Raw genomic sequence first — 19,920 nt, forward strand, 5'->3', positions numbered from 1 at the left:
GCGCATCTGCGCGGGCGGCAAGGCCTGCGCTAGTCCAGAAAGGCCTTTTCAACAACATATGTCTTGGGCTCGCTGTTGGCGCCTTCTTCAAGGCCGTAGTCTTCCAGCATTTCTTTCAGCTCGAGGTTGAAGGCCATATTTCCGCAGATCATGGCGCGGTCGTTCTTGGGGCAGATCGGCTCGACGCCAAGGTCGGCAAAGGCCTCACCCGAGCGCATGAGGTCGGTGATGCGGCCCATCTTGGCGCTCTCTTCGCGTGTGGTCGTGGGGTAATATTTGATCTTCTTCCAGAAGCCCTCGCCAATCACCTCGCCCAGCAGCTCGTTTGTCTTGAGGCCCTCGATAATCTCGGCGCCATACGTCAGCTCGCCGGCTTCGCGGCAGGTGTGGGTGATGATGACCTCGTCATAGTCGGCATAGGTCTGTGGCTCGCGCAGCAGCGAAGCAAAGGGTGCAAAGCCTGTGCCCGTGGCAAAAAACCAGATCCGCTTGCCCGGCAGCAGGGCATCATGGACGAGCGTGCCCACGGGCTTGGGCCGCAGGATGACCTCATCTCCGACCTTGATATGCTGCAAGCGTGAGGTGAGGGGGCCGTCCTGCACCTTGATGGAGTAGAATTCGAGCTCTTCATCCCAGCTTGGTGAGGCGATGGAATAGGCGCGCAGAAGCGGCTTTTGCTTGCCTGTCTTGGGGTCAGGCGCGCCCATCAGGCCGATCATGACAAACTCGCCCGAGCGAAAGCGCAATGTGGCAGGGCGCGTGCAGCGGAAGCTGAACAGCCGGTCGGTATAGTGCTTTACCTCGGTCACGGTCTGCGCATCGGGCAGGGTGGGTGTTTTGATCGGTTTTGCCTCGGTCATATCAGGCTCTCGCTGCTTATTTGGGTTGGCTACGGGGTAAACCCGTATCTTTGAAATAGCTTTGATCTGGATCAGATGCAGGGGCAAGCGCTGGCGATGTTGTTTTGCTTGAATGCGGGAAATTATCTCAGTATGAGGCGCTTAAAGGGCGCAAGGCGGAACATATGTTTTGCAGGCGCGCATGTCACACGGCTTTAACGGGAGTTTCCTCATGGGGCAAAAACTTGACGCGCTTGACCGCAAAATTCTGGCCGAGCTGCAACGGGACGGAGCGCAATCGCTTGACGAGATTGCAGGGCAGGTTGGCAGCTCAAAGACCCCTGTGTGGAACCGCATTCGCAAGATGAAGGAGGGGGGCGTCATTCGCCAGCAGACGGTGCTTCTGGATGCCGAGGCGCTTGGGCTTGAGGCCTGTTTTTTTGTGCTGATCCGCACGAGCGAGCACGAGAAAGACTGGCAAAACGCTTTTTTGCGCGCGCTGCACGAGCGCCCTGAAGTGATGGAAGCCCACAGGCTTGCAGGCGATATCGACTATATCCTGAAAGTGCGCGTGGCCAATGCGCGGGCCTATGATGTCTTCTATCAGGCGCTGATTTCAGAAGTGAAAATTCACAACGTCACAGCGCTTCTGTCGATGGAAGAGATCAAACACACGACAATGCTGCCGCTCTAGACCGCCTCCAACGCTTTGATAATGGGCGAGAAGTCGGCGGCTGTCAGCGAGGCTCCGCCCACAAGCGCGCCGTCGACATCGGGCACGGTGAAGATATCGGCTGCGTTGTCGGGCTTGACCGAGCCACCATAGAGCAGGCGCACAGAGCGGCCCACACCTGCGCCAAAGCGGCGTTCAAGGCGTGCGCGGATAAAGCCGTGGACTTCGCTGATCTGGTCAAGGCTGGGCACAAGCCCTGTGCCAATGGCCCAGATCGGCTCATAGGCGACAACGAGGTTTTCGCCTGTGGAGCTGTCAGGGATAGAGCCTGCGAGCTGGCCACCGATGATATCAAGCGTGTTCTGGGCCTCACGCTGGGCAAGGCTCTCGCCCATGCAGACAATCGCCATCAGCCCTTCGGCCTGGGCGGCGCGGGCTTTGGCGCGGACAAGGTCCGAGTGTTCTTCATGGGCGTCGCGGCGCTCTGAATGGCCCAGAATCACGGCTGTTGCGCCTGCATCTTTGAGCTGGGCTGCCGCAATATCACCTGTATGGGCGCCGGCGCTGGCCATGTGGCAATCTTGTGCGCCAATGGCGATGGGCGCGTGGGCGCAGGCGGCTGTGATCAGCGTAGCAGGCGGGCAGATGAGGATATCAACCGCCGGGGCGGCGTGGGCTGTGGCAAGTTTGCCCAGCTCTGCAAGGCTGGCTTGCGTTCCGTTCATCTTCCAGTTGCCTGCTGCCAGTTTGCGCCGCATGATCTGCTCCTCAATCGTGTTCAGGCAGACCTAGCAGCTTGGGTGCGCGGGGCCAATATGCTTCTGGCGGCATTGCACTCATGGACAGACAGTTTAGAACGGTTTCAGGCGGTATGAGGATTTGGATATGATTGATAAGATTGATTTTGCAGCGCTTGAGGCAGGGGATGCGCAAGCGCGCGCCAAGCTCGCGCGCGGGGTGCTGGAAACGGGCTTTCTACAGATCGCCAACACGCCCATCTCCAAAGCAGATACGCTGGCGCTGATTGCGGCTTACGAGGCGTTTTTCAAGCTGCCTGTGGCCGAGAAAGCCAAGGTGGATATGGCGCGCACGGGCTCCAACCGTGGCTGGGGGGCGAGTGGCTCCGAGCAGGTCGATCCGATGGCCAACCCTGATTATAAAGAAGTTTTTGACTGCGGCTATGAGCTGGATGCCGAGGATCCGCTGCGCGCCAGTGGCTTGCTTGTCTACGGGGCCAACCAGTGGCCCGATGCACCCGCGGGCTTTGCCAAGACAGTGCAGGGCTATTACGGGCAGGCGATAGCGCTGTGCCGTGCGCTTTTGGGCCATATTGCCGAGGCTTCAGGGCGGGATGCGACCTATTTTGAAGCGCGCTTCAGCCGGCCAATGGCGCTGTTGCGCAGCAATTATTACCCCGCGCGGCCCGATTGGGCTGGCGACAAAGACTTCGGCATCGCCGCCCATACAGATTATGGCTGTCTGACGCTGCTGACGGGCGACGGGACGGCGGGCCTTGAGGTTCTGGGGGCGGATGGCGCTTGGCACGCGGTCGAGGTGACGCCAGGGGAGTTTGTCATCAACTTCGGCGAGATGCTGGAGATGTGGTCGGGCGGGCGTGTGAAAGCCACGTTGCACCGTGTGGTGGGCACGGGCGAGGCGCGTATTTCGGTGCCGATGTTTTTCAATCCGAATTACGACACCGATGTCAGCGCAGAGGGCGCTGCGCCGATCTCGGCGGGGGACTATCTCACCAAGCGGTATGACGAGACCTACCTGCACCTGAAGGCCAAAGCCTAAAGGCTGCGCGCCAGAAGCCAGTGATAGAGAAGCTGGCCACCCAAGAGGCAGGCGCAAGCTGTGGCGATGCTTGAGAGAACAGGGACGAAGAGCACCATCAAAAGCAGGGTGCCTGCGGCAAGCGCGGGCATAAAAGCCAGCGCCACCCTGCGCGGGGCATGCCAGCCCGCTTGCCCTGTGGGGCCAAATTGCATGGGCAAGCTGCTATGGTTTTGAAACTGGCCATTGGCGCGCCATGCCACGCCAAGCATCACACAGAGTGTCAGCAGGCAGAGCAGGGCGGCCATGATCTCAGGCTTTGCCGAGGTCGGCGGCGAGGCTCTCAACGTCTTTGAACTTGATCGATTCGCCACAGCCGCAGGCGTCTTCGACATTGGGGTTTTTGAACTTGAAGCCCGCTTCCAAGAGCGAGACTTCATAGTCGATTTCGGTGCCGAACAGGAACATCTGCGCCATCGGCGCGATGAGGATGCGGGCACCGTTTTCTTCAACCACTTCGTCGTGCTCATTGAGCTCGTCGACGTAGTCCATCGTATATTCCATACCTGCGCAGCCGCCTTTTTTCACGCCAATGCGCAGCCCGGTGTGGCCCTTGGCCTCCATGAGCTTGCGGATTTGCTTGGCGGCGGACTCTGTCATGGTAACAGCTTGTTTGCCTGGGATGCCGAACATTTGGTTTCCCTTCTAAGAGTTTGACTTGGTTACATAAAGCCTAGTTCTAGGCGCGCTTCGTCAGACATCATGTCCATGCCCCACGGGGGCGACCAGATCAGCTCGACGTCAACTTGCTTGACGCCTGCGAGCGGCTCGATGGCTTCGGCAACCCAGCCCGGCATTTCGCCCGCAACAGGGCAGCCGGGCGCTGTGAGCGTCATCAGCACGCGCACTTCGCTCTCGGCGTTGATCTCGATGGTGTAGATCAGCCCAAGGTCATAGATATTCACTGGAATTTCAGGGTCATAGACCGAGCGGCACGCCTCTACGATGTTTTCATAGAGCGGATGTCCCGTGTCTGACGGGGCGATCAGCGGTGTGCCTTCAATCGGATCAATCATTTCAGTCATGGCGCGCGTCCTCTGGTTCCTGACTGTTTATATAGGGAAAGGCCCGCGCCGCGTAAACCCGCGTGGGCCTGCTTTTTTGGTTTGGCACGGGGCAGGCTGGGGCTGTGCGGGGGCCGTAGCGTCTGCGAATTGTGGCCAGTTCACAGGTTTTTGGCCCTGTTCAGCGCTGTTTGCGCCCAATCTGTCGCAAAACTTGCACATTTGAGCCTTGCCGATTGTCGCGCCGAAAGGCATCTTGGCGCAAACTTCGTGTTGAAAACGGTGCGGGCAACACCCAAGTTAACACTTCGAAAACGCGGAAAGCGCCGAAGCTGCCTCAGGTGAGGGGTGCGGGGCTTTGCCACTGAACAGGACAAGAGCATGACAGAACAAATGAACACCTCCTTCCCAGTACTGCCGCTGCGCGACATTGTGGTTTTTCCCCATATGATCGTGCCGTTGTTTGTGGGCCGTGAAAAGTCGGTGCGCGCGCTGGAAGAGGTCATGAACGACGGGAAGCAGATTCTGCTCGCCGCACAGGTCGATCCGGGCGATGACGACCCGGACACAAGCGGCATCTATCAAGTTGGCGTTTTGGCCAATGTGCTGCAGCTTCTCAAACTGCCCGACGGCACCGTGAAGGTGTTGGTGGAAGGCATCACGCGTGTCAGCGTCACCGGTTACCTCGACAACCCCGAGTTCTTTGAAGCGACGGCAGAGCCGCTGGATGAGACCATGGGCGATGATGCCACTGTTGAAGCGCTTTTGCGCACGGTTGGCGACGAGTTTGAGCGCTATGCAAAAGTGCGCAAGAATATCCCTGAAGAGGCGCTTTCAGCCGTGGGCGAGGCGCAAGAGCCTGAAAAGCTCGCCGACCTTGTCGCTGGACACCTCGGCATTGAAGTGGAGCAGAAGCAGGAGCTTTTGGAAACACTGGATGTGAGCGAGCGGCTTGAGAAGGTCTATGGCCTGATGCAGGGCGAAATGAGTGTTCTGCAGGTTGAGAAGAAGATCAAAACCCGCGTGAAGAGCCAGATGGAGCGCACGCAGCGCGAATATTATCTCAACGAGCAAATGAAGGCGATCCAGAAAGAGCTGGGCGATGGCGAAGAGGGCGAGGGCGAACTGGCCGAGCTTGAAGCGCGCATCTCGCAAACCAAGCTCTCCAAGGAAGCCCGCGAAAAGGCCGATGCAGAGCTGAAAAAGCTCAAGAACATGTCGCCCATGTCGGCCGAGGCGACCGTTGTGCGCAACTATCTCGACTGGATGCTCTCCATCCCGTGGGGTGTAAAGTCCCGCGTGAAGAAAGACCTTGGCCGCGCCGAGGCGATTCTGGATGCCGATCACTACGGGCTTGAAAAGGTCAAAGAGCGCATTGTCGAGTATCTGGCCGTGCAGCAGCGCAGCCAGAAGCTGAAAGGCCCGATCATGTGCCTTGTCGGCCCTCCCGGCGTGGGCAAGACCTCGCTTGGTAAGTCTGTGGCCAAAGCCACGGGGCGCGAGTTTATTCGCATCTCCCTTGGCGGCGTGCGCGATGAGAGCGAGATCCGTGGTCACCGCCGCACATACATCGGCTCGATGCCCGGCAAGATCATTCAGGCGCTGAAAAAGGCAAAAACCACCAATCCGCTTATCTTGCTCGACGAGATCGACAAGATGGGGCAGGATTTCCGTGGTGACCCTGCTTCGGCGATGCTTGAGGTGCTGGACCCTGAACAAAACGGCACATTTGTAGACCACTATCTTGAGGTGGAATATGATCTGAGCAATGTCATGTTCCTGACCACGTCAAACAGCTACAACATGCCCGGGCCGCTCCTTGACCGGATGGAGATCATCCCGCTGTCTGGCTACACAGAGGACGAGAAGCGCGAGATCGCCAAGCAGCACCTGACGCAAAAGCAGATCAAGAACCACGGCCTGAAGGCCAAGGAATTTGCTCTGACCGATGAGGCGCTGACCGATATGATCCGCTATTACACCCGCGAAGCGGGCGTGCGGAACCTTGAGCGCGAGATCGCCAAGGTGGCGCGCAAAGCGGTGACACAGATCGTGAAGAAAGAGGCCGAAACCGTGAAGGTGACGGCTGATAATCTTGATGATTTCCTTGGCGTACGCAAATACCGCCACGGGCTGGCCGAAGACGAGAACGCTGTTGGTGTTGTCACGGGGCTTGCCTACACCTCTGTGGGCGGCGATCTGCTCCATATCGAGGCGCTCAAGCTGCCAGGCAAGGGCCGTATGAAGACAACCGGCAAGCTCGGCGATGTGATGAAAGAGAGCATCGACGCGGCAAGCTCCTATGTGCGCTCGATCTCTCCGAGCATCGGGGTGAAGCCGACGAAGTTTGACAAGATCGACATTCACGTCCACGTGCCTGACGGGGCTACGCCCAAAGACGGGCCAAGCGCGGGTCTTGCCATGGTTACGTCGATTGTCTCGGTGTTGACAGGCATACCTGTGCGCAAAGACATCGCCATGACAGGGGAAGTCAGCCTGCGCGGCAATGCCATGCCGATCGGGGGGCTTAAGGAGAAGCTGCTCGCCGCTTTGCGCGGCGGGATCAAGACCGTTCTCATTCCGGAAGAAAACGAGAAAGACCTCGCCGATATTCCGGACAATGTGAAAGAGGGCCTTGAGCTTATTCCTGTGAAGCATGTCAGCGAAGTGCTGAAATATGCGCTGGTGAGCACGCCCGAACCCATCGAATGGGACGAGGAGGCCGAAGAGGCCGCCGCGGCGGCGCGCTTGGCGGGGCAAGCACCTGCTGGTGCCACAGCGCATTAAGCCAGCCTAAAGCGAAGCAAACAAAAAGCGCCGCCTCAGTCAGTGAGGCGGCGCTTTCGTTTGGGCGGCTAGGCCGCGCCTTAAAGCTGAGGGATCGCCAGAACAACCGCCAGAAGCGCCACAAGCGCTGTGCCTGACGACGAGGATGTGGCCTCTGCGATAATGATATCCTGCTCGATAACAGGGTCAGAGAGCGAGCCCGCTTGAGCGGCGCTGGCTGTGAGCGCACAGGATAGGGCGAAAGCTTTTACGAAGGTTTTCATGGTAATGTCCCCCAAGACAAAGTGTTAAAGGGCTAAAGATAGCGCCAGATCGGGCCGGGATAAAGCCGATATAGCGAATTTTGCCTGTTTTTAAGGGAAAACACTATGCAGCTTGGCGGCCAGTTGTTAAAGGTTAATGAAAAAGTATCGAAAGATAGAGGCGAGTAATCATGTCCACGACAGCACCAAAAACAAAGAAAACGGCTCCTAAGGCTCCAAAAGCCACCAAGGCGAAGACGCCAGCGGCCAAGGTTGCTCCAAAGCCTGCCGCAAAAGCACCAGCCAGCAAGGCCACTGCGCCCAAAGCTGTGGCAAAGCCAAAGCCTGTGTCCAAGCCCAAGCCACCTGCACCCACAGCCGCGCCAGAGGCCAGCGCCGCCGCCCCGAAAGTGACACCTGTCGTGGTGCAAGCGCCTGAGCCGACGCTGGCAAGCCCTGAGATGCGCAAGGAGCAACTCCTTGACGAAGTTGCCAAGCGCTCGGGCGCCAAGCGCAAAGATGTAAAGCCGATCGTGGAAGCCATGCTCGAAGTGCTGGGCGAAGCTTTGGGGGAGGCGCGCGAGCTGAACCTGAAACCCTTGGGCAAGATCAAAGTGGCGCGCACGAAGCTTGTGGCCAATGGCCGTGTGATTCAGCTGCGTCTGCGCCAGTCAGACATGGTAATCAAAGAGCTTGAGGACAAAGCCCAAGCCGCCGAGTGACAACATGCTCACATGACATGATAGAAGGCGCGCCACCGAAAGGGGCGCGCCTTTGCGTTTCCAAGGCTGCATCTGAGACTTGGGGGAGGCGTTTGGTCTGCGTTAAAAGCATTTAAAAACAAATACTTATTGCATTTCATCAAAGAAAATCACGTGTTTCTCGATATTTGTCACAAAACACGCTTGCAAGCCTGCGCTGCTGTCGCTAAATACCGCCGCACGGGTCGTTAGCTCAGTTGGTAGAGCGCTTCGTTTACACCGAAGATGTCGGGAGTTCGAGCCTCTCACGACCCACCATTCTCCCCCAGATCAGCACAGTTTACCAACAATCTGCAGTTTGCTGTGGTTGGCTGCGTAAATCTGCGCCAATCCCCCTTGCATCACACTCCCCAGCCTCCTAGAAGGGCGCAGATTTAGCTGGTGCGCAAGCGCTGGCCCGTGACGCAATGCCTATATGCAAAGGATGACAAAATGCAGGTCACCGAGACCCTGAACGAAGGCCTCAAGCGCGCCTATACCATTATGCTGACAGCCGCCGAGCTGAACACGAAAGTGGATGAAAAGCTCAAAGAAGCGCAGCCCGACATCGAAATGAAAGGCTTCCGCAAAGGCAAAGTCCCTATGGCACTGCTCAAAAAGCAGTTTGGCGACAAGGTCATGGGTGAAGCGATGCAAGAGAGCATTGATGGCGCGATGCAAGAGCATTTTGAAGCCTCAGGCGACCGCCCTGCGATGCAGCCAAAGGTCGAAATGGTCGATGGCGACAAGTGGAAAGAGGGCGACGATGTTGTCGTTTCTATGGAATATGAAGCGCTGCCAGAGATCCCCGATGTGGACCTCAAAGGCATCAAGCTTGAGCGCATGGTCGTCAAAGCGGGTGATGACGAAGTTGAAGAAGCGCTGAAGTCGCTTGCCGAAACAGCGCAGAACTTTGAATCACGCAAAAAAGGCTCAAAGTCAAAAGACGGCGACCAAGTGGTTATCGACTTCCTTGGCAAAGTTGACGGCGTGGCCTTTGACGGCGGTGCCGCCGAAGATTACCCGCTCGTTCTGGGCTCAAACAGCTTTATTCCGGGCTTTGAAGAGCAGCTTGTTGGCGTAAAAGCAGGCGATGAGAAAAACGTGGAAGTGAGCTTCCCCGAAGAGTACCAAGCCGAAAACCTCGCAGGCAAAGCCGCTGTGTTCGAATGCGTTATCAAAGACGTAAAAGAGCCCAAAGCAGCCGAGCTGAACGACGAGCTGGCCACCAAATTCGGCGCAGAAGATCTTGCCGCCCTCAAAGGCCAGATTGCCGAGCGTCTTGAAGCCGAATATGCGGGCGCGGCCCGTGCGGTTATGAAGCGCAGCTTGCTTGACGAGCTGGACAAGCTTGTCAGCTTTGATCTGCCACCGTCACTTCTGGACTCAGAAGCAGGCCAGATCGCCCATCAGCTGTGGCACGACGAAAACCCTGACGTTCAGGGCCATGATCACCCCGAAATCACGCCGACAGACGAGCACATCAAGCTTGCCGGCCGCCGTGTGCGCCTTGGCCTTCTTCTTGCCGAGCTCGGCCAGAAAGCCGAAGTTCAGGTGTCCGACGCCGAGATGACCCAAGCGATCATGAACCAAGCGCGCCAGTACCCAGGCCAGGAGCGTCAGTTCTTTGAGTTTGTTCAGCAAAACCAGCAAATGCAGCAGCAGCTGCGTGCGCCTTTGTTTGAAGACAAAGTCATCGACTACGCGTTTGAGCTTGCCACTGTGAGCGACAAAGAAGTCAACAAAGACGATCTGCAAAAAGCGGTTGATGCGCTCGACGACGAGTAAGCTGACCCTTTAACCAAACGAAAGGCCGCTCCATTCGGGGCGGCCTTTTGCGTTTCAGCCTGCGCGCAAGCCGGTTTCGACCAGCATACCCCGCCGCTTGGCCTCGTAATAATAGCCGCGCGCATACCAGCTGATGGCCGTGTCGATATCTCCATCAGACAAGAGCCAAGCGCCGCGCAGATATTTTCCTGCATATTTCAGATTGGTTTCTGCATCGAGCAGGCTTTCGGGCGGGCCTGTGTGGCCCATCGTGCGCGCGGTTTGGGGCAGGATTTGCAACAGCCCATAGTAGCGGCCATTGCGCGCGCGCGGATTGTGGGTGCTTTCGCGGATCGCGAGCTTGTGCAGCAAGGCGCGCGGCATCTCGTAGTGATCGGCGTATGTGTTGATCAGCGCGCGCAACTCTGGTGTTTCGTTGGGGTAGAGCGGCGGCTCATCTGCCGCGGAGCGCGAAGCCTCTGTTGCCTCGGGCGGGCTGCCGCAGGCAGAGAGCAGGGCGCTAGCGGTGAGAAGCTGCAAGGCGGTGCGGCGGGACAGGGGCATATGTGGCCTCGATACTTGTGAAACTGGGGGGATCTAACCCCAGTTTCCCGATCTCTGCCAGCCGCACCGCAGAGATGCGCGCGAAGCTGCCGATGCCTATAGCGTGGCGAGCGCTGCTTTGACCGAGGCCACAAGCGCGGCAGTTGGCTCAATGCCAAAGCTCAGGCGCAAAAAGCCCTCTGACACATCATCGCCCCAGCGGGCGCGTCTGTCGCCTGAGGAGTGCAGCCCGCCAAAGCTTGTCATCTGGGCAAAGCCTGCGTGCTTCAGAAAGCTGTCGGCTGCCGCCGCGCTGGCAAATTTGGCCCCGATCAGAAAGCCCTGATCGAGTGCCTGCGGATGCGGAGCCGGGTAGATCACACTCTCAACGGCACCACTGTCTTGCAGAAGCGGCAGCACGGCGCGGGCGTTTTCACACATGCGCGCCATGCGGATTTCGACCGTTTCCAGACCGCGCAGCAAAAGCCAGGCCTCATGCGGCGCAGGGATGTTGCCCGTGAGGTTCCGAACGCTCAAGAGCCGCGCCATATAGGCTTCATCGCGGCTGGCAACATGGCCCATGAGCAAATCGGTGTGCCCTGCCATGGCTTTGGTGTCGGAGACGATGACAATATCGACACCAAGATCGAGCGGTTGCTGCAAGAGCGGCGTGCAAACGGTGTTATCGACCACCAGTTTTGCGCCAGCGGCTTTGCAGCGGGCCGACAGCGCGGCAAGGTCGATCACATCAAGGCCCGGGTTTGAGGGAGTTTCCACCACCACAGCTGCGATGCCGTCAAGGTCTGCCGCCAGAATATCGGCTGCGGGGCAGGTGACAAGCTTGAGCCCGAAAGGGGCCATGATGTCAGAGACAAGGTTGCGCGCTGCGTAATAGCCGTCAGAGAGCATGAGAACAGTGTCACCCGCTTTCAAGAGCGCCATGAAGGCGGCGGAATAGGCCCCCATCCCCGAAGGGAACAGCAGGCAAGGTGCGGCTTCCAGTGCGGCAAGGCGCGCCTCAGTGGCCTCAATGGTGGGGTTGGTAAAGCGGGCATATGTGCGGCATGCATCAGGGTTGCTTGGCAGCGAAAACGCCGATGACAGCACAAGCGGCTCTGGTACGGGGTCGCCAGCTTCAAGCGCATCTGTGCGGGTGTGTAACATGGCCAAGAGGCGCGATTGCATAAGATCTGGGAGGGACATGGCGGGGCCTTATCTGTGAGTTTGCGCCGACTATAGGCGCTTCACAGGCATGGACAAGGCCAAGAAAAAAGCCGCGCTCCTGACGGGGCGCGGCTTTCAATGTCAGCAAAAAGAAGCGCTTAGCTTTCTTCGCTTGTCTCTTCTGATGCGGCGGCAGGGGCATCGCCCATGTCGTCGTCGTCATTTGCGGCAGCGCCGATATCGTCAAACAGCTCGGCGATTTCGAATTCGGCTTCAGCTTCTGCTTCGGCTGCGAGTTCTTGGATCGACTTGCCCGAGGCTTGCAGCTCGGCTTCTTCAGCAGAGCGGGCCACGTTGATTTCGATTGTCGCGCTGACCTCTGGGTGCAGACGCACAAACATGTTGTGCACACCGAGGTACTTGATCGGCGCTTCAACAGAAACCTGCTTGCGGTCAATCGTGAAACCAGCGGCTGTTGCAGCTTCGGCGGCGTCACGAGGTGTGACTGAGCCGTAGAGCGAACCACCGTCAGAGGCCTGACGAATCACAACGAACTGCTGTCCATCAAGACGGCCCGCCATGTCTTCGGCTTCTTTTTTGGTTTCGAGGTTCTGCGCTTCAAGCTGGGCTTTCTGCGCTTCAAAACCTGCGATGTTGGCTTGTGATGCTGTCAGAGCTTTCTTCTGTGGCAGAAGGAAGTTGCGTGCATAACCTGGCTTAACATCGACGACATCGCCCATCTGGCCAAGTTTGGCCACGCGTTCGAGAAGGATAACTTGCATGATCTCTCTCCTTATTTCACGGCGTAAGGCAGCAGGGCGAGGAAGCGGGCGCGTTTGATGGCACGGGCCAGCTCGCGTTGCTTCTTGGCCGATACGGCAGTGATACGTGATGGAACGATTTTGCCGCGCTCTGAAATGTAGCGCTGGAGCAGCTTCGTGTCTTTATAGTCGATCTTCGGCGCGTTGTCCCCAGAGAAAGGGCAGACTTTGCGACGGCGGAAAAATGGTTTTGCAGCCATGGGTTAGACTCCTTTCTTAAGAGGGACGGCGCTCGCGGCGCTCTTCACGTTTTTGCATTTGGGCCGAGGGGCCTTCTTCGTGAGCATCAACCTTGATGGTCAAGATGCGCATCACGTCGTCATGCAAGCGCATAAGGCGTTCCATCTCCTGAACGGCCGACGCAGGGGCGTCGGTGCGCAGGTAGGCGTAGTGGCCCTTGCGGTTTTTGTTGATCTTGTAGGCCATCGTTTTGACGCCCCAGTACTCGCTCTCGGAGACTGAGCCTCCGTTGTCCGCGAGGACGGTGCTGAAATGTTCGACGAGGCCTTCGGCTTGCGTGTTGGACAAGTCCTGACGCATGATGAAAACATGCTCATAGAGCGGCATGTGCTATTCCTTCGTTTTGTGCGCATTTCATAGGAGGGTCATGAAAGCCTTCTGCGACCCATCCACGAGAGCTGCGCGGTTTACTTTTATACAGAAGACCCGTGCGCTTAACCCGATTTGGCTTTGCTCGCAAGCCTCAATCCCTTGGAAACAGCTGCAAATGCGCGCTCCAGTGGCTGGCGGGATCCTATTTCTGCCCAATTTACAGAAAATTGCCCCAATCTTACCTCCTTTGGCCCCATGTTTCGCCCGATCCTTTGGGCAGTGTTGTCTCAAATCAGATGTCAGACGCGCCAGAACGGCGCTTGATCGGGAGATAAGACATGACCATGCACAGCGCCGTTGCCCAAGCTGCTATCCGCTCCAGTGCCATTCCTCAGACCTGTGCAGAAGGGACTGCCGAGCGCCACGCTTTGCAGGCGCTGCCGCCGCTGCGGTTGTTTCATGTGTTCTCAGGCTCTGTGCTGCTGATTGCCGCTTTAGGGCTTTGGGCGGTACCGGGCTCAAGCTGGGATCAGACGGCCCAGCTGATCAAGCTCTTTATGACAGCCACAGCCATTGTGGCGGGTCTCGCACTTATGGCCCCGATGCGCCGCTGCTATCCTGAAGTGACGCTGGATCCGCGCTCAGAGCGCCTTGAGGTGATCGAGCGCAACGATTTTGGCCGCATTTCCAAAAAGCAGGTCTTTACCTATGCCGACCTCAGCGAAGTGGATGTGCGCGATGGTGTCTTTATCGCCCGTGACCATCAGGGGCGCACTGTTGTCGAGCTGCCGCTTGGCGCACAAGTGGGCGAGCTTGACGCGTTGCGCGCCGCTCTCGGGCCGAGCTTTGCGCGCATGGCATAAGCCAAACTGACCCAGTCTCTTGCAAGGCCAGCGCCCCGCGCTGGCCTTTTTCGTTGCGGGCACGGGCTGCTTCGGGCTATTTGCTCTCAAAACAAGTGAGGGGGCCATAATGAGCCGAGCATTCGTATTTCCCGGACAGGGCGCACAAACCATAGGCATGGGGGCTGCGCTTGCGGCCGCTTATCCAGCGGCCAAAGCCGTTTTTGACGAGGTCGACGAGGCCTTGGGCGAAAAGCTCAGCGCGCTGATCTGGGAGGGCGATATCGAAACGCTAACGCTCACACAAAATGCGCAGCCAGCCCTGATGGCAACATCTCTGGCCGCGATGCGCGCGCTTGAGGCCGAGGGCGTCAGCATCACCGATGCAAAGCTCGTTGCGGGGCATTCGCTTGGCGAATATTCAGCCCTGGCCGCCGCTGGCGCGCTGACTGTGGGGGACACGGCCCGCTTGCTGCGCATTCGCGGCAAAGCCATGCAAGAGGCCGTGCCTGTGGGTGTCGGCGCTATGGCGGCTCTCTTGGGCCTTGATTTTGCGGCGGCGCAAGCTGTGGCCGCCGAGGCCGCAGAGGGCGATGTCTGTCAGGCCGCCAACGACAACGACCCGAGTCAGGTTGTGGTGTCTGGCCACAAAGCCGCCGTCGAGCGTGCGCTTGATCTGGCCAAAGCCGCAGGTGCCAAGCGCGCCATGCTTCTGCCCGTCAGTGCTCCGTTCCACTGCGCTCTGATGCAGCCCGCTGCCGATGTGATGGCAGAGGCGCTCGCGGGTGTTGATATCAAAGCGCCTGCCGTGCCGCTTGTGGCCAATGTGCGCGCAGAAGCCGTGTCAGAGCCTGATATGATCCGCGATTTGCTGGTTGAGCAGGTGACAGGCTCCGTGCGCTGGCGCGAAAGCGTTCTCTATATGGGCGCGGCGCAAGGCATCGGCGAGATCTGGGAAATCGGTGCAGGCAAAGCGCTCTCTGGCATGGTGCGCCGTATCAACAAGGAAATCACCTGTCGCAACGTGGGCACGCCCGACGATGTGACAGCTGCGCTTGAAGCGCTCAAGGGCTGATCGGCCCAAGGTAAAAAAGGAATTTGATATGTTTGATTTGACAGGAAAATGCGCGCTGATCACAGGCGCGTCGGGCGGCATCGGGGGCAGCATTGCCAAAGCGCTGCACGGGGCAGGGGCAACTGTTGCTTTGTCGGGCACGCGCGAAGAGCCGCTCAAGGCGCTGGCCGCAGAGCTGGGCGAGCGCGCCCATGTGCTGCCGTGCAATCTCTCTGACGGGGACGCCGTTGACGCGCTGCCCAAGCAGGCGATCGAGGCCATGGGCGCTTGCGATATCCTTGTGAACAACGCAGGCATCACCCGCGACCAGCTGTTCATGCGCATGTCAGATGACGAGTGGCAGAGCGTGCTTGATGTCAACCTGACATCGACCATGCGCCTCTGTCGCGGTGTGATGCGCCCGATGATGAAAGCCCGCTGGGGCCGTATCATCAACATCAGCTCGATTGTGGGCGCGACAGGCAACCCCGGCCAAGCCAACTATGCAGCCTCCAAGGCCGGTATGGTCGGCATGACCAAATCGATTGCCTATGAGGTCGCCAGCCGCGGGATCACCGCCAACGCGGTTGCGCCGGGCTTCATTGCGACGGCCATGACAGACAAGCTGACCGATGAGCAAAAAGACAAGATCAACGTGCAAATCCCTGCGGCACGCATGGGCACGCCCGAAGAAATCGCGGCGGCTGTGCTCTATCTTGCGAGCCCTGAAGCGGCTTATGTGACCGGGGCGACCCTGCATGTGAACGGCGGCATGGCGATGCTCTAAGATTTGGTGCGATGTCGCTCCTGAGCTTGCAAAGGATGTGGCGCGCGCTAATTTGGACAAAGCATTTGCCAATCCTTCGCCATATGCTATAGGCCACCCAGATTTCCGGATGTTCGCAGCTTGCGATCTTTCGGGCCCTCCCATGCGGGAGACGAACCGCCTCTCGGGGCAATCCAATCCGCCAGCCCCGTGGGGCATGGGCAAAACCCGGGCCGAGAGCCCAATGTAATGAGGATGAACACATGAGCGACGTAGCAGAGCGCGTTAAGAAAATCGTTGTCGAGCACCTTGGTGTTGAAGAAGACAAAGTTGTAGAAAATGCTTCTTTCATCGACGATCTGGGCGCAGACAGCCTCGACACAGTTGAGCTGGTTATGGCGTTTGAAGAAGAGTTCGGCATCGAGATCCCTGATGATGCGGCCGAAACAATTCAATCGTTTGGCGATGCTGTAAAGTTCATCAAAGAAGCTGCATAAGACGAGGGTTTAGGCCCGGTCTATGTGACGAAATAGAGAGAAGCGGCCCCAAACAGGGCCGCTTTTTTCTTTTTCCAAACCCTATTTGAGGAGCGCTGTCAGCTCGGCCTCTTTGAGGGGTTGCACAAAGTTGATCCCGCAGTATTCCGCGTTGCTCCACTGCACCTTTGACGCTGCGGTTTTGCCCTCAAAAAACACGGTGCAAGGCGTTCCAGAGCCGTATTTGGCATCAGACTTTATCTTGACACCACTTAAGCTGATATCAAGGCAGACGGTTTCGACGGTCTGGTTGTAGACACCCACCTTCACATTCAAATGGCAGGGGTAGCGTTTGTCTCTGCGGCGGTTTTTCTGAATGACCTTGGAGTAAATCGTGAGGCCGCCGCCGATCCCGCCAAAGACCGTGAAAAACGCGCCCCATGCGACAATCGGGTTTTGCCCCGAAAACAAAATCGAAATCCCTGATGCCTCTGTGGGCCGCCAGCTTGGGTCTTGCTTACACTCAAGTGTCGATATGACAGTGTTGAGTTCGTCCATCAGCAGATTTATTTTTTTGACCTGCCCTGTGGCGCGCGTGCGCGCAGGGCCGTAGCGCTCAAATGATTGCAGGATCACCTTCTGGCGTGTCGCGATCTGCGACAGCAGCGGGCCGTGCCGCGCCAGCCCCGATTTTTGCAGATCGCGCCGCACAGAAACGGTTGAGCGCGTGTTGGCAACAGCCTCAAGCGCGCGCGCCTTTTGGGCGGCTGATCCGCTATCAATGTTCTTCACAAAGGCCGAGGTGGCGCTGTGCAAATCCACCATCCACTGCTCGATTTCGCAGGTTTCAGCCGCGAGGTCTTGGACAAAGGCACACATCCAGATGAAGCTGGCCGTCAAGGATCGTGGAAATAAACGCATATTCATAAGCTCTTAAGGGTGTAGTGACACTAGATCGCGAATCTTAAGAACCGGTTTGCAGAGGCTGGGCGTCAGGGCGGGATTTGCCTATCTTTTGTGCAATTTATATCCCTTTGGGTGTGGTTTGTGGGTTTGCGGCGTGCCGCCCGGTCTGCGCGAGCAGTGATTTGCTCAAGATGGCCTTAGGTGCGCTCGTTTGCACCATCCTCTTGCCCCTTGCCCCCAAGGCGCGCTAAGAGCAGCCAAGAGATTTGAAAAAGGGGCACATTATGCGTCGTGTGGTTGTTACAGGGCTAGGTCTGGTTACTCCGGTTGGTGGCGGAGTCGAGGACAGCTGGAAAAATATTCTGGCAGGTAAATCAGGTGCTGCGCGCATCACGCAGTTTGACCCCGAGCGCGTCACAACGAAATACGCCTGCGAAGTCAAACATGGCGACGGCAGCGATGGCACGTTCAACGCCAATGACTGGATGGAGCCAAAAGAGCGCCGCAAGGTCGATGACTTTATCCTCTACGGCATCGCCGCAGCCGCTCAGGCCGTGCAAGACGCTGACTGGACACCCGAAGACGAAGAGAGCCGCCTGCGCACAGGCGTTATGATCGGCTCTGGCATCGGTGGTCTGAAGTCTATTGAAGCCACGACGTTGCTTATGGCCGAGAAGGGCCCGCGCCGCGTTTCGCCTTTCTTTATTCCCGGCGCGCTGATCAACCTGATCTCTGGACAGGTGGGCATCCGCTATGGCTTTAAAGGGCCAAACCACTCGGTGGTGACCGCCTGTTCGACAGGCGCACACGCCATCGGCGATGCATCGCGGCTCATCCAACACGGAGACGCCGATGTGATGGTCGCAGGCGGCGCAGAAGCGGCGATTTGCGAGATCGGGATTGCTGGCTTCAACGCCTGTAAAGCGCTCTCCACAGGCCACGACGAAGACCCGACAAAAGCCTCCCGCCCGTGGGACGCTGACCGCGACGGCTTTGTCATGGGCGAGGGCGCAGGCGTTGTTGTTCTGGAAGAATACGAACACGCCAAAGCGCGTGGGGCCAAAATCTACGCAGAAGTCGCAGGCTACGGCCTCTCGGGCGATGCCTACCACATCACAGCCCCGCCCCCCGACCATGAGGGTGCGGAGCGCGCCATGCGTGCCGCTTGTGCCAATGCAGGCATCGACCCCACCGAGATCGACTATGTCAACGCCCACGGCACCTCGACCATGGCCGACACCATCGAGCTGGGCGCTGTTGAGCGCATGATGGGGCCAGAGGCGAGCGCCAAGCTCTCCATGTCGTCTACCAAGTCAATGACAGGCCACCTTCTCGGTGCCGCTGGTGCGATTGAGGCGATTTTCTCGATCCTGGCGATCCGTGACCAGATCGCGCCGCCCACGATCAACCTTGATACCGTTGATTGTGAAACCGTTGTCGACCTTTGCGCCAACGCACCGCGCGAGCGCAAAATCGACATTGCGCTGTCCAACAGCTTCGGCTTTGGCGGCACAAATGCCTCGGTCATCTTCCGAAAGGTAGACTGACCCCATGTGGCGGCACATCGCATCAAACGCTCTGACACTGCTCATCGTCCTGACATTTCTTGTTGGGGGGGTGATCCTGTGGGGGCAAAGTGAGTATGCCGCAGAAGGTCCACTGGACGAGCAGATCTGTCTGCGTGTCGAGCGTGGCAGCAACATGACCCGCGTGTCTGAAAGCCTTGAAAAGCAGGGTGCGATCAGCTCGGGCATGCTCCTGCGTGTCGGGATGGACTATGCCGGGCTTGCCAGCCAGCTCAAGGCGGGCAGCTACCTGGTGCCAGCCAAATCCTCGCCCAAACAGATCGCGGATATCATCACCCGTGGTGGCGCCAGCACCTGTGGCACCGAGATAGTCTATCGCATCGGCGTCACCCAACTTTCCAACCTCGTGCGCGAGCTTGACCCTGCCACCAGCACCTATGTTGAAAAGGCCAAGTTCGACCCGGCTTCCGAGGAGGCACCTGCCGAATATGTCGCGGTGCGTGACCGCGCCGATACGCGCTTTCGGATTGCGATTGCCGAGGGTGTGACCAGCTGGCAGATCGTGGAAGGCCTCAAGCGGATTTCAATGCTTGAGGGCGAGATCGCTGCTGTGCCCGCCGAAGGCAGCCTTGCGCCGCAAAGCTACGAAGTGAGCAAAGGCGACAAGCGCGAGGCGCTTCTGGCCGAAATGGCTTCGCGCCAAGCAATCATTCTGGCCGCCGCATGGGAGGGCCGTGTTGATGGCCTGCCTCTCGCCAGCCCCGAAGAGGCGCTCATTCTGGCCTCATTGATCGAGAAAGAAACAGGCGTGGCCGCCGAGCGCCGCCAGGTTGCGAGCGTTTTCGTCAACCGTTTGCGCAAAGGCATGAAGCTGCAAACCGACCCGACTGTGATCTACGGGATCACGAAGGGGGAGGGCGTCTTGGGCCGTGGTCTGCGCCGCTCCGAGCTGCGCGCCCCCACGCCCTACAACACCTATGTCATTGACGCGATGCCGCCCACGCCCATCGCCAATCCGGGCCGCGCCAGCATCGAAGCCGCGCTGGACCCTGACAGCACAGACTACATTTTCTTTGTGGCTGACGGCACTGGCGGACATACCTTCTCGGTGACTTTGGCAGAGCACAACCGTGCCGTGGCCCGCTGGCGCGAGATCGAGGCGGAACGCGCCAACGACTAGGCTGAGCTGATTCTACAGCCTGATAAACGCCCCTATAGATCTTAGGGGCGTTTTCTTTTGGCCAAGCGGCAGGGCGACCTGTCAGGCCAAAGCCCTTGAAAACATCACATCATCAAACACTTGGCGCCTGTCTGCGGTTTGTCACAGCTCTGTCAAACTTGCCTGCTTATCTGCGCTTGGGGGGGGGCCAATCATGGCGCTT

Annotated in this window: 23 protein-coding genes and 1 tRNA gene; 12 read left to right on the forward strand and 12 right to left on the reverse strand. The window is 58.4% G+C overall.

Going from position 1 to position 19,920, the window contains the following annotated elements:
* Positions 1 to 29: 29 nt before the first annotated feature.
* Positions 30 to 860 (reverse strand): ferredoxin--NADP reductase, encoded by an 831-nt coding sequence (locus tag ACTG3X_RS08355; protein ID WP_439110797.1) that lies wholly within the window; start codon positions 858 to 860, stop codon positions 30 to 32.
* 211 nt (positions 861 to 1,071) lie between these two features.
* On the opposite strand from ACTG3X_RS08355, the gene ACTG3X_RS08360 reads away from it, so the two are divergent.
* Entirely contained in the window at positions 1,072 to 1,533 is a 462-nt protein-coding gene (locus tag ACTG3X_RS08360) for an Lrp/AsnC family transcriptional regulator (protein WP_439110798.1), read from the forward strand.
* On the opposite strand, the gene tpiA is transcribed toward ACTG3X_RS08360, so the two are convergent.
* Positions 1,530 to 2,270 carry a triose-phosphate isomerase gene (gene tpiA, locus ACTG3X_RS08365; RefSeq protein WP_439110799.1) on the reverse strand — a complete coding sequence of 247 codons (741 nt, stop codon included), beginning with the start codon at positions 2,268 to 2,270 and terminating at the stop codon, positions 1,530 to 1,532. The genes ACTG3X_RS08360 and tpiA overlap by 4 nt on opposite strands.
* 127 nt (positions 2,271 to 2,397) lie before the next feature.
* Between tpiA and ACTG3X_RS08370 the strand changes: the two genes are divergently transcribed.
* A complete protein-coding gene (locus ACTG3X_RS08370; protein ID WP_439110800.1) occupies positions 2,398 to 3,309 on the forward strand; it encodes an isopenicillin N synthase family dioxygenase in 912 nt (303 codons plus the stop codon).
* Here the strand turns inward: ACTG3X_RS08370 and ACTG3X_RS08375 are convergent.
* The 3 genes from ACTG3X_RS08375 to ACTG3X_RS08385 are packed head-to-tail and all read right to left on the reverse strand — an operon-like array spanning position 3,306 to position 4,373.
* Positions 3,306 to 3,596 carry a hypothetical protein gene (locus ACTG3X_RS08375; RefSeq protein WP_439110801.1) on the reverse strand — a complete coding sequence of 97 codons (291 nt, stop codon included), beginning with the start codon at positions 3,594 to 3,596 and terminating at the stop codon, positions 3,306 to 3,308. The genes ACTG3X_RS08370 and ACTG3X_RS08375 overlap by 4 nt on opposite strands.
* A gap of 4 nt (positions 3,597 to 3,600) precedes the next feature.
* Positions 3,601 to 3,981 carry a HesB/IscA family protein gene (locus ACTG3X_RS08380; RefSeq protein WP_439110802.1) on the reverse strand — a complete coding sequence of 127 codons (381 nt, stop codon included), beginning with the start codon at positions 3,979 to 3,981 and terminating at the stop codon, positions 3,601 to 3,603.
* A gap of 29 nt (positions 3,982 to 4,010) precedes the next feature.
* The gene (locus ACTG3X_RS08385; RefSeq protein WP_439110803.1) at positions 4,011 to 4,373 is read right to left on the reverse strand and encodes an SUF system Fe-S cluster assembly protein; all 363 of its coding nucleotides are present in this window, start codon (positions 4,371 to 4,373) and stop codon (positions 4,011 to 4,013) included.
* Positions 4,374 to 4,733: 360 nt separating this feature from the next.
* Between ACTG3X_RS08385 and lon the strand changes: the two genes are divergently transcribed.
* Positions 4,734 to 7,139, forward strand: coding sequence for an endopeptidase La (lon, locus tag ACTG3X_RS08390; protein WP_439110804.1), 2,406 nt, complete (start codon positions 4,734 to 4,736; stop codon positions 7,137 to 7,139).
* Between the two features lie 80 nt (positions 7,140 to 7,219).
* Here lon and ACTG3X_RS08395 read toward each other — a convergent pair whose 3' ends face one another.
* A complete protein-coding gene (locus ACTG3X_RS08395; protein WP_439110805.1) occupies positions 7,220 to 7,402 on the reverse strand; it encodes a hypothetical protein in 183 nt (60 codons plus the stop codon).
* Positions 7,403 to 7,572: 170 nt separating this feature from the next.
* Here ACTG3X_RS08395 and ACTG3X_RS08400 point away from each other — a divergent pair, with 170 nt between their 5' ends.
* The 3 genes from ACTG3X_RS08400 (at position 7,573) to tig (ending at position 9,909) form a co-directional block, all read left to right on the forward strand.
* Entirely contained in the window at positions 7,573 to 8,103 is a 531-nt protein-coding gene (locus tag ACTG3X_RS08400) for an HU family DNA-binding protein (protein ID WP_439110806.1), read from the forward strand.
* A gap of 221 nt (positions 8,104 to 8,324) precedes the next feature.
* Positions 8,325 to 8,400, forward strand: a tRNA-Val gene (locus tag ACTG3X_RS08405).
* Between the two features lie 174 nt (positions 8,401 to 8,574).
* Entirely contained in the window at positions 8,575 to 9,909 is a 1,335-nt protein-coding gene (tig, locus tag ACTG3X_RS08410; protein ID WP_439110807.1) for a trigger factor, read from the forward strand.
* Positions 9,910 to 9,963: 54 nt separating this feature from the next.
* Here the strand turns inward: tig and ACTG3X_RS08415 are convergent, their stop codons facing one another.
* The 5 genes from ACTG3X_RS08415 to rpsF form a co-directional block, all read right to left on the reverse strand.
* Entirely contained in the window at positions 9,964 to 10,452 is a 489-nt protein-coding gene (locus tag ACTG3X_RS08415; protein ID WP_439110808.1) for a lytic transglycosylase domain-containing protein, read from the reverse strand.
* A gap of 96 nt (positions 10,453 to 10,548) precedes the next feature.
* Positions 10,549 to 11,634 (reverse strand): PLP-dependent transferase, encoded by a 1,086-nt coding sequence (locus ACTG3X_RS08420; RefSeq protein ID WP_439110809.1) that lies wholly within the window; start codon positions 11,632 to 11,634, stop codon positions 10,549 to 10,551.
* A gap of 119 nt (positions 11,635 to 11,753) precedes the next feature.
* Positions 11,754 to 12,377 (reverse strand): 50S ribosomal protein L9, encoded by a 624-nt coding sequence (rplI, locus tag ACTG3X_RS08425; protein WP_439110810.1) that lies wholly within the window; start codon positions 12,375 to 12,377, stop codon positions 11,754 to 11,756.
* Between the two features lie 11 nt (positions 12,378 to 12,388).
* Positions 12,389 to 12,616 carry a 30S ribosomal protein S18 gene (gene rpsR / locus ACTG3X_RS08430; protein ID WP_008328567.1) on the reverse strand — a complete coding sequence of 76 codons (228 nt, stop codon included), beginning with the start codon at positions 12,614 to 12,616 and terminating at the stop codon, positions 12,389 to 12,391.
* A 16-nt stretch (positions 12,617 to 12,632) separates the two neighbouring features.
* Positions 12,633 to 12,983 (reverse strand): 30S ribosomal protein S6, encoded by a 351-nt coding sequence (gene rpsF / locus ACTG3X_RS08435; RefSeq protein WP_439110811.1) that lies wholly within the window; start codon positions 12,981 to 12,983, stop codon positions 12,633 to 12,635.
* 323 nt (positions 12,984 to 13,306) lie between these two features.
* Here rpsF and ACTG3X_RS08440 point away from each other — a divergent pair, with 323 nt between their 5' ends.
* From ACTG3X_RS08440 to ACTG3X_RS08455, 4 genes are all read left to right on the forward strand, one after another.
* On the forward strand, positions 13,307 to 13,831 hold the full coding sequence (locus tag ACTG3X_RS08440; RefSeq protein WP_439110812.1) for a hypothetical protein: 525 nt from the start codon (positions 13,307 to 13,309) through the stop codon (positions 13,829 to 13,831).
* 109 nt (positions 13,832 to 13,940) lie between these two features.
* Positions 13,941 to 14,885: an ACP S-malonyltransferase gene (gene fabD / locus ACTG3X_RS08445; protein ID WP_439110813.1), complete on the forward strand. Its 945-nt coding sequence runs from the start codon at positions 13,941 to 13,943 to the stop codon at positions 14,883 to 14,885.
* Between the two features lie 28 nt (positions 14,886 to 14,913).
* Positions 14,914 to 15,651 (forward strand): 3-oxoacyl-[acyl-carrier-protein] reductase, encoded by a 738-nt coding sequence (gene fabG, locus ACTG3X_RS08450; RefSeq protein WP_439110814.1) that lies wholly within the window; start codon positions 14,914 to 14,916, stop codon positions 15,649 to 15,651.
* Between the two features lie 242 nt (positions 15,652 to 15,893).
* Positions 15,894 to 16,127, forward strand: a complete 234-nt coding sequence (locus ACTG3X_RS08455; protein WP_439110815.1) for an acyl carrier protein — start codon at positions 15,894 to 15,896, stop codon at positions 16,125 to 16,127.
* An 81-nt stretch (positions 16,128 to 16,208) separates the two neighbouring features.
* Here ACTG3X_RS08455 and ACTG3X_RS08460 read toward each other — a convergent pair whose 3' ends face one another.
* Positions 16,209 to 17,027, reverse strand: coding sequence for a PilZ domain-containing protein (locus tag ACTG3X_RS08460; protein ID WP_439110816.1), 819 nt, complete (start codon positions 17,025 to 17,027; stop codon positions 16,209 to 16,211).
* Positions 17,028 to 17,296: 269 nt separating this feature from the next.
* On the opposite strand from ACTG3X_RS08460, the gene fabF reads away from it, so the two are divergent.
* Complete coding sequence (gene fabF, locus ACTG3X_RS08465; protein ID WP_439110817.1) at positions 17,297 to 18,559, forward strand: beta-ketoacyl-ACP synthase II; 1,263 nt, start codon at positions 17,297 to 17,299, stop codon at positions 18,557 to 18,559.
* Positions 18,560 to 18,563: 4 nt separating this feature from the next.
* Positions 18,564 to 19,718 carry an endolytic transglycosylase MltG gene (gene mltG / locus ACTG3X_RS08470; protein WP_439110818.1) on the forward strand — a complete coding sequence of 385 codons (1,155 nt, stop codon included), beginning with the start codon at positions 18,564 to 18,566 and terminating at the stop codon, positions 19,716 to 19,718.
* Positions 19,719 to 19,920 lie beyond the last annotated feature (202 nt).

It is taken from the genome of Lentibacter sp. (assembly GCF_965658795.1).
Lineage (GTDB): Bacteria > Pseudomonadota > Alphaproteobacteria > Rhodobacterales > Rhodobacteraceae > Lentibacter.